Genomic DNA, 12452 nt, shown 5'->3' with positions numbered 1-12452 from the left:
GACATGAATGTAGAAAGAGCCAGAGAATACTGTTTAAACAAAAAAGGAACGATTGAATGTCTTCCATTCGATGACGTGTCACTCGTAATAAAAGTAATGGGCAAAATGTTTGCTCTTATCGATCTGGAAAGCGCCAATACCATCGCCTTAAAATGTGATCCTGAGTATGCCCTTGAACTGCGTGAACGTTATACCGCCATAGAGGGTGCCTATCACTTCAATAAGAAATACTGGAATAAAGTCTGCTTTGACCTGGATGCAGACGATCGTCTGATAGAGCAGTTAATAGATCACTCATATGAAGAAGTCATAAAAAAATTCACGAAGAAATTACGCGCCGAATATGATGCACTTCCCTAAAACATTCCCTGTCCCTTTGATTCATTTGGAAGAGACAGATTCGACCAATAAATACCTGAATGAACTCTGTAACAAACAATGTGTAGAAGAGCTGACTACCATAACCGCCGATTTCCAAACTTCGGGCAGAGGTCAACGCGGCAACAGTTGGGAATCGGAAGCCGGACAAAACCTGATGTTCAGCTTTGTCCTCTATCCCACTTTTCTGAAAGCCCGCAGACAATTCCTGCTATCGCAAATCATATCATTGGCCATTAAAGAAGAATTGGAAAGATATGTTTCGAACATTTCTATCAAATGGCCGAACGATATATATTGGAAAGACAAGAAAATTTGCGGCATGCTCATTGAAAACGATCTGACAGGTGTACATATCAGCCGCAGCATCACAGGGATCGGGATCAACGTCAATCAGGAAACGTTCTGTAGTGACGCTCCCAATCCCGTATCTCTGAAACAAATCAACGGTCAGTCCTATGACTGTCCCCAGATACTCGCTTCCGTGATGAAACGGATAAAAACTTACTATAATTTGCTGGCAACCGGAAAAGCCGATATCCAATCTCTTATTGCCGACCGCTATGCCTGCTCCCTTTTTCGCAAGGAAGGTTTTCATCGGTACACCGATGCTAACGGAGATTTTATGGCCCGCTTGTTACGAGTAGAACCAGACGGGCGGTTTATCCTTGAGGACCAAACAGGAACTATACGAAATTATCTATTTAAAGAGGTACAATACATACTTCATTAAAACTTCGCATTGCACAAAAACACAATCAGTCTGCCTTTTCAGATACCTTAAGCAGCTATTTCATTTCCGCTTCCATCTTTTTTATCTTCTCCAGCGTTTTCATTACCTCTGCAGAGGGAAACTGTCGGATCACATTCTGTAAATATTCTTTCGCCTTACCGTAGCCATCTGTCATAAGTTTACTTAATCCGTCTTTATAACGGGCATACTGCATCCGGGTAGGCGAACTGATCTTTTTATAATCACGCATCAGTTGCTGCTTTTCCTGCTCCGCCATCAGATAATAATAGTTTCCGACAAATATATTAGCGGCCAAATGATTTACATCCAGCGAAAGTACCTTCTGATAGGTCAGCAAGGCATCTTTTTCTTTTCCACGACACACTTCTGTTTCCGCGCAGGCAGCAAGCCACTTCACGTCATTAGGATTCTTTTGAAGCACTTCTTTACAGAAGAGGTAAGCTTTGTCATAATTCCGCATAGTTTTGTAATGAAAAGCAAGTTCCTGAGCCATTTTAGTACCCACACTGCTAGCCTTATCAACGCTTGTCCAATAAAACATCTCCGACTTATCAGCATTCAACTGAATAGCCTGGCGGAACAAACTGACCGCTTGCTCCCACTGTTCGGCAGTCATGGCCACCGAAACCTTCTGCAGTACATCTTCGGCGGACTGAGCCGAAAGTGCCAACGGAAAAGAAATTAAAAAAGTAAATAGCAAAGTTAAGGTTTTCATCTCATTAATATTTATTTAGTTAAGCGCTCTGCAAAGATAATGATTTTTATTCTCATTTGTTTATTACGAACTATTTAAATAGCGTTATTGTTCAGTTAAATTTCATGATATATATTTTTTAATATAACTTTGCCTTCAAATGGATAAAAAGAGATCGATCAACACCGGAAACAAACGCATCCTCGAGATAGCAATACCCTCTATTATTTCGAATATAACAGTCCCTCTGCTGGGGCTGATCGACGTCACGATCGTAGGGCATTTAGGTTCCGCCGCCTATATCGGAGCAATTGCCATAGGAGGCATGTTATTCAATATTATTTATTGGATTTTCGGTTTTCTGCGTATGGGAACAAGCGGAATGACCTCGCAAGCCTACGGGCAACGCAATTTGGACGAAGTTACCCGCTTATTGTTACGATCTGTCGGCATAGGATTGCTGATTGCGCTTTGCCTGCTACTACTCCAATATCCCATACAAAAAACAGCTTTTACCCTTATCACTACTACCCGTGAAGTAGAGAATCTGGCAACTCTCTATTTTCGTATCTGTATCTGGGGTGCCCCTGCCGTACTCGGACTTTATGGTTTTGCAGGATGGTTTATCGGGATGCAGAATTCACGTTTTCCCATGTATATCGCGATCACACAGAATATCGTGAATATAATAGCCAGCCTCAGCTTTGTCTACCTACTGAATATGAAAGTAGAAGGAGTCGCCTTAGGCACACTCATAGCCCAATACGCCGGATTCCTGATGGCTCTCCTATTATGGATGCGCCATTACAAACCGCTACGTAAACGTATTGCCATAAAAGGCATTTGGCAAAAGCAGGCTATGTCCCGTTTCTTTTCGGTGAACCGTGATATTTTCTTCCGTACCCTTTGTCTGGTAATCGTCACGATGTTTTTCACATCTGCCGGAGCCGCACAAGGTGAGACCGTACTTGCCGTGAACACTTTGTTAATGCAACTATTCACCCTTTTCTCTTATATTATGGACGGTTTTGCCTATGCCGGCGAAGCTCTGGCCGGTAAGTATATCGGTGCCCGTAACCGGACAGCCTTTCATCAGACTGTCCGGCAACTGTTTGGCTGGGGCATCGGACTTTCTCTATGTTTTACCCTGCTTTACGCTATTGGCGGTAGATCCTTTCTCGGATTACTCACCAATGAAGTCGATGTTATCAACGAAGCAGAAAATTATTTTTATTGGGTGCTTGCTATTCCTCTTGCCGGATTTTCCGCTTTTCTTTGGGACGGTATCTTTATCGGCGCCACAGCTACCCGGCAAATGCTTGTTTCTATGTTTATAGCTTCCACCTGCTTTTTTGCCACTTATTATTCCTTCCATAGCCTGATGGGAAATCACGCCTTATGGATGGCCTTTCTCATCTACCTTTTTCTACGCGGAATCATACAGGCTTTCCTTTCAAGAAAAATCCTGAATATCTTTCCCACTACTTAGAAAGTCCGTTTAGATTCTACTTTTTTTTATACAGATCTCTATTTTGCATAGACCTTTGTGGAGTAAGTTGCCCTACCTTCATTCTGTATATTAGATACCGGCATGGATAAACCCGGTCATAGCCCCCCCTTTCACCCAGCTATTCTCCAATGAACTCATATAGATACAATTCTGATCGACGTTCGCTTTCGAACTGGCTGGAGTACGCTCGAAAGAGATGTGTAAATTCTCGATACCGATATTATGACGGATAGTCGTAATATTATTTATCTTATATAGGCTTGTGCATAAGTCTTATCGAGCGTGTAGTACAACGGCGCATCCAATGTAACGACATTCCCTTCTATCTTCTTGATATATCGGTGATAAGACATGTCTACATCACTCGTTTTCCACTTCATCGATTCATCCGTATTCCGTTTGGAGTTCCCACCATGCCACACAGCCTCCAGCCAAGCCGTCGTCGTGGGATACTTCACGCAAATAAGATACCCCACTTTGTAGGCACCCGCATCTGCCACACTGAAACTATAATCACCCGGCATCACTTTTTCCGTAGTAATATTAGTACGAGCACTTACCTTATTGATGGCAGCCTGAATGTGCGCCGTATTATCCGCAGCAACATCCGGCAGCGGACTGATCGTTTCCGTCCGGTCCGGCATATCTATTATCGGTACCGGTTCTCCATTCCTATATCCAGCCTGACTGAAATCAGGCAAAACAAATCCGTCGGCATTTTGAATATAAGTCAGTGCTCCGTCACCGGCCACCTTTAAGAGTTGCGACTGCCAACTGTCCTGGGCTCGGAGAATCCCTGCACATAATGCAGAAACCACTCCCGTTAAAAGCAATTTAATACTATTCTTCATAATAATTATTTTTTTGACCTCCAAAGAAAGGCAATATCCCTTATACCGCTTTGCAGCATTGTCCCAAATGCTATTACAATTATCTCAATCCGAAGCCGGGCAGACAACCCCTCTTTTCCGTAAATTACAAACAGTCCCCGATTACATATTTCTCACATCCTGTAAGCCAAACAATATGATATTCATTTATATTCCTTATATTTGCACAAACTAAATAATATATATCTTATGACAAAATACAAGAGAATCCTATTAAAGCTCAGTGGTGAAAGCTTGATGGGAGAAAAGAAAAGCGGTATCGACGAGAAAAGACTGGCAGAGTATGCAGCCCAAATCAAAGAAATTCATGAACAAGGAGTACAGATAGGAATCGTAATCGGCGGTGGTAACTTCTTTCGTGGATTGACCGGTGCAGGTAAAGGATACGACCGCGTAAAAGGAGACCAGATGGGGATGTTAGCTACCGTAATGAACAGCCTTGCCCTTAGTTCGGCATTGGTGGCAGCCGGTGTGAAAGCCCGTGTACTGACAGCTATCCGTATGGAACCGATAGGCGAATTCTACAGCAAGTGGAAAGCCATTGAATATATGGAAGCCGGAGAAATCGTAATCATGTCTGCCGGAACCGGAAACCCCTTCTTTACTACTGATACCGGTTCTTCTCTCCGTGGCATCGAAATAGAAGCAGACGTCATGCTGAAAGGCACACGGGTGGATGGCATTTATACGGCCGATCCGGAGAAAGACCCGACTGCTACAAAATTCAATGACATCACCTATGATGAAGTGTTGAAGCGCGGCCTGAAAGTAATGGACCTCACAGCCACGTGCATGTGCAAAGAAAACAATCTGCCGATTGTAGTATTCGATATGGACACCGTGGGAAATCTGAAGAAAGTCATCGAAGGAAAAGAAATCGGTACAGTCGTGCATAATTAACAGTATATTTGCAGATAAGCAAAAAATAATCTACTTTTGTTCTATATTCAGTAAAAATAGCAAAACTATAAAAACTAAAAGATATGATAGACGTTAAGACTTGTATCAACGATTCACAAGAGAAAATGGATATGGCCATCATGTACCTGGAAGAGGCATTGGCTCATATTCGTGCCGGAAAAGCAAGTACGAGACTATTGGACGGAATCCGTGTGGATTCTTACGGAAGTATGGTACCAATCAGCAACGTGGCAGCTGTAACTACGCCGGATGCGCGTAGTATCACGATTAAGCCGTGGGACAAAAGCATGTTCCGGGTTATCGAAAAGGCAATCATTGATTCCGACTTGGGTATCATGCCCGAAAACAATGGAGAAATTATCCGCATCGGTATTCCTCCGTTGACTGAAGAACGCCGTAAACAATTGGCAAAACAATGTAAGGCCGAAGGTGAAACAGCCAAAGTCAGTGTACGCAATGCGCGCCGTGACGGTATAGATACACTGAAAAAAGCAGTTAAAGAAGGTCTTGCAGAAGATGAACAAAAGAATGCCGAAGCCAAACTGCAAAAGATTCATGATAAGTATATCAAGCAGATCGACGACATGCTGGCTGAAAAGGATAAGGAGATAATGACAGTGTAAATTTAGTTGAAAGTTGAGAGTTGAAAGTTGAAAGTTACTATTCAGCGTGATTGCATAAGTAATTTTCCACTTTTAAGTGACGGGTAACTCTCAACTATCTAAGAATTCTCAACTTTCAACTCTCAACTTTCAACTAAATAAAATATGCGTGGATTAGTTATAAAGAATACAGGAAGCTGGTATCAAGTCAGGACAGATGACGGACAATTTATCGAGTGTAAGATAAAGGGGAATTTCCGTCTGAAAGGAATACGGAGCACAAATCCTGTGGCAGTAGGCGACCGGGTGCAAATTATACTGAACCAGGAAGGTACTGCATTCATTAACGAAATAGAAGATAGAAAGAATTATATCATCCGCCGGTCTTCGAATCTTTCCAAGCAATCACATATTCTCGCCGCCAACCTTGACCAATGCATGCTGGTGGTGACAATCAATTACCCCGAAACATCCACCATCTTTATCGATCGTTTTTTAGCTTCGGCGGAAGCTTATCGTATACCTGTCAAACTGGTATTCAATAAAGTCGATGCATATGATGAAGATGAACTTCATTATTTAGACAGTCTCATTAACCTTTATACCCATATCGGCTATCCCTGCTTTAAGATTTCCGCTAAAAGCAAACAAGGAATCGATGCCATTCAAAAAGAATTAAAAGGACGGATTACGCTCTTCTCCGGACATTCGGGAGTAGGAAAATCCACACTTATCAATGCCATACTTCCGGGACAAGAAGTCAAAACGGCAGAAATATCTACTTATCACAACAAAGGAATGCATACCACCACTTTCTCCGAAATGTTTCCCGTTGAAGGAGGAGGGTATATCATCGATACTCCGGGCATCAAAGGGTTCGGAACATTCAACATGGAAGAAGAAGAAATCGGACATTACTTCCCCGAAATATTCAAATTTTCTGCCGACTGTAAATACAACAACTGCACCCATCGTCAAGAGCCTGGTTGTGCAGTAAGACAAGCCGTAGAGCAGCACTATATCAGCGAATCACGCTATACCTCCTACCTCAATATGCTCGAAGATAAAGAGGAAGGAAAATACCGAGCAGCCTATTAATTTATTAACTCTTTTTCACGCTACACATATTAAACTTTCCTGCCATACTCCTGTCTAACCTACAAGATTATCAATTGCTATATTTAACAGGTGCACTGCCACATGTACCTATATAACATAAAACATACATGGACAAGAGAATTAAATGGGGTATTATTATTCTTGTAGGTGCCGGATTAATAGGAGGTGGCATCTACTCTCAAATGCCTAAACAAAATGAAGAATTGGCTGCTGCCGATAAAGTATCCAAAGCTCAGAAAGGGAACAAGAGAATTCTAAATGTAAATGCACGGATTATCAAACCGCAACTGCTTACTGATGAAATCCGGATTAGCGGTAGCCTGCTGCCGGATGAAGAGGTAGACCTTTCATTCGAAACATCCGGAAAGATTGTAGAAATAAACTTTGACGAAGGTAGTACCGTTCAGAAAGGACAGTTACTGGCCAAAGTCAACGACCGACAGTTGCAAGCCCAACTTCAACGTCTCGTTTCCCAACTGAAACTGGCGGAAGACCGCGTATTTCGTCAGAATGCACTTCTTGAAAGAGACGCCGTAAGTAAAGAGGCTTACGAACAGGTAAAAACAGAACTGGCTACCCTGAATGCCGACATAGATATCGTAAAAGCCAATATCGCACTGACGGAACTCCGTGCACCGTTTGACGGAGTGATAGGTTTGCGCCAGGTCAGTGTCGGTGCATATGCCTCTCCCAGCACCATTGTAGCAAAACTCACAAAAATTTCCCCTTTGAAAGTAGAATTTTCCGTTCCGGAACGCTATGCCGGAGAAGTGAAAAGAGGAGCGAACCTGATTTTCAACCTGGAAGGAAAACTGGACGGATTCCCGGCTAAAGTATATGCCACAGAGTCTAAAATCAGTGATATGCACACCCTTACCGTACGCGCACTTTATCCGAACAGCAACGGGAGCATACTCCCTGGCCGATACGTCAGTGTCCATCTGAAAAAAGAAGAGATTCCGAATGCCATTGCAGTACCTTCGGAAGCGATCGTACCGGAAATGGGTAAAGATAAAATATATCTTTATAAAGACGGAAAAGCGCAACCAGTGGAAATATTGACCGGTATCCGTACCGAAGCAGAAGTGCAAGTATTGCGGGGATTGCAAGTAGGCGATACAATCATCACTTCGGGAACCTTGCAACTCCGTACAGGATTACCAGTAACTCTTGATAACATCGATTAAACCTGCCGCCTTATGAATATATCCGAATTAAGTATACGCCGGCCGGTATTATCGACGGTATTAACCCTCATTATCCTTCTCTTCGGATTCATCGGATACAGCTATCTCGGCGTCCGTGAATATCCGTCGGTAGATAATCCTATCATTTCGGTTTCCTGTTCCTATCCCGGTGCAAATGCCGATGTTATCGAGAATCAGATTACCGAACCGTTGGAACAGAACATCAACGGTATTCCCGGTATCCGCTCGCTTTCAAGCGTCAGCCAGCAGGGACAATGCCGCATTACCGTAGAGTTCGAATTGTCCGTCGATCTGGAAACCGCAGCCAATGACGTGCGCGACAAAGTATCGCGTGCACAACGTTATCTTCCCCGCGACTGTGATCCTCCTACGGTATCGAAAGCAGATGCCGACGCTACGCCGATCCTGATGGTAGCTCTCCAAAGCGAACGGCGATCGCTGCTGGAACTGAGTGAAATAGCCGACCTCACTGTAAAAGAGCAACTTCAGACAATATCTGATGTGAGCAGTGTATCCATTTGGGGTGAAAAGCGCTACTCCATGCGTCTGTGGCTCGATCCGATCAAGATGTCCGGTTACGGTATCACTCCCGTAGACGTGAAAAATGCAGTCGACAATGAAAACGTGGAACTTCCCTCAGGCAGCATTGAAGGAAATACGATAGAACTGACGATCCGTACTTTAGGTTTGATGCATACGGCAGATGAGTTTAATGATCTGATCATCAAGGAAGACAACAACCAGATTGTGCGTTTCAGCGATATCGGTCGTGCCGAATTAGGCCCGGCAGATATAAAGAGCTACATGAAGATGAACGGCGTTCCGATGGTAGGTGTGGTAGTCATCCCCCAACCGGGAGCTAACCATATTAAAATAGCCGATGCCGTGTACGACCGTATGGAAAGGATGCAAAAAGACCTTCCCGAAGATGTACATTACAATTACGGATTCGACAATACCAAATTTATCCGTGCTTCTATCGATGAGGTCGAACAGACTGTATACGAAGCATTCATATTGGTCATCATCATTATCTTCCTTTTCTTACGTGACTGGCGCGTAACACTCGTGCCTTGCATCGTGATCCCCGTTTCATTGATCGGTGCATTTTTCGTCATGTATCTGGCAGGATTTTCCATCAATGTGCTTTCCATGCTTGCCGTCGTACTATCGGTGGGACTTGTGGTAGACGATGCCATTGTAATGACAGAGAACATCTATGTGCGTATCGAACAAGGAATGGCACCTAAAGAGGCCGGTATCGAGGGAGCAAAAGAAATTTTCTTTGCCGTTATCTCCACCACCATCACACTGGTAGCCGTATTCTTCCCCATCGTATTCATGGATGGTATGACAGGTAAACTCTTCCGTGAGTTCAGCTTGGTTATTTCAGGATCGGTTATCATTTCCTCTTTCGCCGCATTGACTTTCACACCGATGCTTGCCACCAAGCTATTGATAAAACGTGAAAAGCAGAATTGGTTTTACAGGAAAACAGAACCCTTTTTCGAAGGGATAAACCGCATTTACAGCCGTTCACTGGCAGCTTTCCTGAAAAAGCGCTGGTTGGCACTTCCGGTTATCGCCGTTACCATCGGTATCATTGTCTTTTTGTGGGGATACATTCCGGCAGAAATGGCTCCGCTTGAAGACCGCTCACAAATCAGTATAAATACACGCGGAGCAGAAGGAGTAACCTACGAATATATACGGGATTATACAGAAGATATCAATGATTTGGTAGATTCGATCATTCCCGATGCGGAATCTGTGACAGCCCGCGTTTCGAGCGGTAGCGGAAACGTGCGTATCACATTGAAAGACATGAAAGACCGAGATTACTCTCAGATGGACGTAGCCGAGGAGTTATCAAAAGCCGTACAGAAAAAAACAATGGCGCGTTCTTTCGTGCAGCAGTCCTCATCTTTCGGCGGACGTCGCGGTGGCATGCCGATACAATATGTATTGCAAGCCACCAACCTGGAAAAACTGCAAGAGGTACTGCCGAAATTCATGGCAAAGGTTTATGAAAATCCGGTATTCCAAATGGCCGATGTCGATTTGAAATTCAGCAAGCCCGAAGCCCGTATCAATATCAATCGTGATAAAGCCAGTATCATGGGAGTCAGTACCCGTAACATAGCCCAGACACTCCAATACGGTCTGAGCGGACAACGTATGGGATACTTTTACATGAACGGAAAACAATACGAGATTTTAGGTGAGATCAATCGCCAGCAACGCAATAAACCGGCCGATCTGAAAGCCATCTATGTGCGAAGCGACAAAGGGGATATGGTACAGCTCGACAACCTCATAGAACTGACAAACGGTATCGCCCCTCCGAAACTGTATCGTTACAATCGTTTTGCATCGGCCACGGTTTCCGCAGGATTGGCAGAAGGAAAAACTATCGGTCAGGGGCTGGACGAAATGGATAAGATAGCCAAAGAGACATTGGACGACTCTTTCCGTACCGCACTGACCGGAGACTCCAAAGAGTATCGCGAAAGTTCATCAAGTCTGATGTTTGCTTTCATATTGGCTATTTTCCTGATCTATCTGATCCTCGCTGCTCAGTTCGAAAGCTTCAAAGACCCGTTAATCGTAATGCTGACCGTGCCCCTCGCCATTGCCGGTGCACTGATATTTATGTACTTCGGTGGAATAACGATGAATATCTTCAGCCAGATCGGTATTATCATGCTCATCGGATTGGTGGCTAAAAACGGTATCCTTATCGTGGAGTTCGCCAACCAAAAACAGGAAAGCGGTGAAGATAAAATGAACGCCATCAAAGATGCTTCATTACAGCGTCTGCGCCCTATCCTAATGACGAGTGCATCTACCATATTGGGACTGATACCACTTGCCTTTGCCACCAGTGAAGGCTGCAACCAGCGTATCGCCATGGGAACGGCAGTAGTAGGCGGTATGCTGATCTCCACACTGATGACGATGTACATCGTCCCTGCCATATACAGCTATATTTCAACGAACCGTAATAAGTTAAGAGAATCATGAAACGAATCTTAATGCTCGCTATCGTTTGCAGCCTGCTCCTCACCGGACAGGCTCAGAAACAAGTATATACTTTAAAGTCCTGTCTGGAAGAAGGACTACAGAATAACTATTCGTTGCGCATCACCCATAATGAAGAGCAGGTCAGCAAAAACAATGCAACGTTAGGAAATGCCGGCTATCTGCCTACGCTCGATTTCAGTGCCGGATACAAAGGAACTGTAGACAACACCCGAACGAAAGTCCGTGAAAGCGGAGAAACAATCAAAGAAAACGGTGTATTCGATCAAACAATCGATGTAGGGCTTAATCTCAACTGGACTATTTTCGACGGCTTCAACATTCAGGCCAACTACCAAAAGCTCAAGGAACTGGAGCTACAAGGCGAAACAAATACCCGTATAGCCATCGAAGACTTTGTGGCCAGCCTTGCCGCAGAATACTATAACTTTGTCCAGCAAAAAATACGTCTCGCCAATTTGCACTATGCCGTAAAACTGTCTAAAGAACGGCTCCGCATCGTGGAAGAACGCTATCACATCGGTAACTTCTCCCGTCTCGACTATCAGCAAGCCAAAGTAGACTTTAATGCAGACAGTGCCAAATATATGAAACAGCAGGAGTTGCTGCATACCTCCCGTATCAATCTGAATGAGCTGATGGCAAATGCGGATGTAGACCAGCCGCTCTTCATCGAAGACTCCATCATCAAAGTAAACGCCCATCTGAACTTTGAGGAGCTATGGAATGCCACGCTGCAAACCAATGCGTCTTTACTGAAAGCCGATCAGAATACTACCATTGCCCAACTGGACTATAAAAAAGTAAATTCACGTAATTATCCGTACCTGAAACTGAACACCGGTTACGGATATACTTTCAATAAATACGACATAGCTTCCAACAGTCAACGGGGGAACTTGGGATTCAATGGCGGACTGACCATCGGTTTTAATATATTCGACGGAAACCGCCGGCGTGAAAAACGCAATGCCAGCATTGCCGTAAAAAATTCCCGTCTGCAACGTCAAGAACTGGAACAAGCATTACGGGCAGACATCAGTAACCTGTGGCAAGCTTATCGCAATAACCTGCAATTGCTCAATCTGGAACGCCAAAATCTTATAGCCGCCAAAGAAAACCATGAGATAGCTATGGAACGTTATATGCTCGGTGACCTCGCCGGTATCGAAATGCGTGAAGCTCAAAAGAGCCTACTGGATGCCGAAGAACGAATACTCTCTGCTGAATATGATACAAAGCTGTGCGAGATCTCACTTTTACAGATTAGTGGCAAGGTATTGAAATACATGGAATAGGGATTAGGTATAAGTGATCATTTTTTCTCCCACATA

Annotated in this window: 11 protein-coding genes; 9 read left to right on the top strand and 2 right to left on the bottom strand. The window is 44.0% G+C overall.

Features of this window, described 5'->3' with window-relative positions:
- Window positions 1-3 precede the first annotated feature (3 nt).
- Complete coding sequence (locus tag RB604_RS07765; RefSeq protein ID WP_005925963.1) at window positions 4-360, top strand: MmcQ/YjbR family DNA-binding protein; 357 nt, start codon at window positions 4-6, stop codon at window positions 358-360.
- On the top strand, window positions 344-1111 hold the full coding sequence (locus RB604_RS07760; protein ID WP_005925966.1) for a biotin--[acetyl-CoA-carboxylase] ligase: 768 nt from the start codon (window positions 344-346) through the stop codon (window positions 1109-1111). The genes RB604_RS07765 and RB604_RS07760 overlap by 17 nt, the downstream gene beginning before the upstream one ends.
- Before the next feature lie 55 nt (window positions 1112-1166).
- Here the strand turns inward: RB604_RS07760 and RB604_RS07755 are convergent, their stop codons facing one another.
- On the bottom strand, window positions 1167-1847 hold the full coding sequence (locus RB604_RS07755; protein WP_007478759.1) for a tetratricopeptide repeat protein: 681 nt from the start codon (window positions 1845-1847) through the stop codon (window positions 1167-1169).
- Window positions 1848-1986: 139 nt separating this feature from the next.
- Between RB604_RS07755 and RB604_RS07750 the strand changes: the two genes are divergently transcribed.
- Complete coding sequence (locus tag RB604_RS07750; RefSeq protein WP_007478760.1) at window positions 1987-3315, top strand: MATE family efflux transporter; 1329 nt, start codon at window positions 1987-1989, stop codon at window positions 3313-3315.
- A gap of 266 nt (window positions 3316-3581) precedes the next feature.
- On the opposite strand, the gene RB604_RS07745 is transcribed toward RB604_RS07750, so the two are convergent.
- Window positions 3582-4187 (bottom strand): hypothetical protein, encoded by a 606-nt coding sequence (locus RB604_RS07745; protein WP_007478761.1) that lies wholly within the window; start codon window positions 4185-4187, stop codon window positions 3582-3584.
- 228 nt (window positions 4188-4415) lie between these two features.
- Between RB604_RS07745 and pyrH the strand changes: the two genes are divergently transcribed.
- From pyrH to RB604_RS07715, 6 genes are all read left to right on the top strand, one after another.
- A complete protein-coding gene (gene pyrH / locus RB604_RS07740; RefSeq protein WP_005925979.1) occupies window positions 4416-5126 on the top strand; it encodes a UMP kinase in 711 nt (236 codons plus the stop codon).
- An 83-nt stretch (window positions 5127-5209) separates the two neighbouring features.
- Entirely contained in the window at window positions 5210-5770 is a 561-nt protein-coding gene (frr, locus tag RB604_RS07735; RefSeq protein ID WP_005925982.1) for a ribosome recycling factor, read from the top strand.
- A gap of 144 nt (window positions 5771-5914) precedes the next feature.
- Window positions 5915-6847, top strand: a complete 933-nt coding sequence (gene rsgA, locus RB604_RS07730; protein WP_005925985.1) for a ribosome small subunit-dependent GTPase A — start codon at window positions 5915-5917, stop codon at window positions 6845-6847.
- A 128-nt stretch (window positions 6848-6975) separates the two neighbouring features.
- Complete coding sequence (locus RB604_RS07725) at window positions 6976-8055, top strand: efflux RND transporter periplasmic adaptor subunit (RefSeq protein ID WP_005925988.1); 1080 nt, start codon at window positions 6976-6978, stop codon at window positions 8053-8055.
- Window positions 8056-8067: 12 nt separating this feature from the next.
- A complete protein-coding gene (locus RB604_RS07720; RefSeq protein WP_055293495.1) occupies window positions 8068-11100 on the top strand; it encodes an efflux RND transporter permease subunit in 3033 nt (1010 codons plus the stop codon).
- The gene (locus RB604_RS07715; RefSeq protein WP_005925994.1) at window positions 11097-12416 is read left to right on the top strand and encodes a TolC family protein; all 1320 of its coding nucleotides are present in this window, start codon (window positions 11097-11099) and stop codon (window positions 12414-12416) included. The genes RB604_RS07720 and RB604_RS07715 overlap by 4 nt, the downstream gene beginning before the upstream one ends.
- Window positions 12417-12452 lie beyond the last annotated feature (36 nt).

The sequence above is a fragment of the Bacteroides salyersiae genome (assembly GCF_031172035.1).
Lineage (GTDB): Bacteria > Bacteroidota > Bacteroidia > Bacteroidales > Bacteroidaceae > Bacteroides > Bacteroides salyersiae.
The sequence above is the reverse complement of the archived record's forward strand: the minus strand, read 5'-3'. Positions and strand labels throughout refer to the sequence as shown.

What these genes read in the sequence shown, in the direction of transcription:
- RB604_RS07765 (WP_005925963.1), top strand. Translation starts at nt 4, where the DNA reads ATGAATGTAGAAAGAGCCAGAGAATACTGTTTAAACAAAAAAGGAACG.
- RB604_RS07760 (WP_005925966.1), top strand. Translation starts at nt 344, where the DNA reads ATGATGCACTTCCCTAAAACATTCCCTGTCCCTTTGATTCATTTGGAA.
- RB604_RS07755 (WP_007478759.1), bottom strand. Translation starts at nt 1,847, where the DNA reads ATGAAAACCTTAACTTTGCTATTTACTTTTTTAATTTCTTTTCCGTTG.
- RB604_RS07750 (WP_007478760.1), top strand. Translation starts at nt 1,987, where the DNA reads ATGGATAAAAAGAGATCGATCAACACCGGAAACAAACGCATCCTCGAG.
- RB604_RS07745 (WP_007478761.1), bottom strand. Translation starts at nt 4,187, where the DNA reads ATGAAGAATAGTATTAAATTGCTTTTAACGGGAGTGGTTTCTGCATTA.
- pyrH (WP_005925979.1), top strand. Translation starts at nt 4,416, where the DNA reads ATGACAAAATACAAGAGAATCCTATTAAAGCTCAGTGGTGAAAGCTTG.
- frr (WP_005925982.1), top strand. Translation starts at nt 5,210, where the DNA reads ATGATAGACGTTAAGACTTGTATCAACGATTCACAAGAGAAAATGGAT.
- rsgA (WP_005925985.1), top strand. Translation starts at nt 5,915, where the DNA reads ATGCGTGGATTAGTTATAAAGAATACAGGAAGCTGGTATCAAGTCAGG.
- RB604_RS07725 (WP_005925988.1), top strand. Translation starts at nt 6,976, where the DNA reads ATGGACAAGAGAATTAAATGGGGTATTATTATTCTTGTAGGTGCCGGA.
- RB604_RS07720 (WP_055293495.1), top strand. Translation starts at nt 8,068, where the DNA reads ATGAATATATCCGAATTAAGTATACGCCGGCCGGTATTATCGACGGTA.
- RB604_RS07715 (WP_005925994.1), top strand. Translation starts at nt 11,097, where the DNA reads ATGAAACGAATCTTAATGCTCGCTATCGTTTGCAGCCTGCTCCTCACC.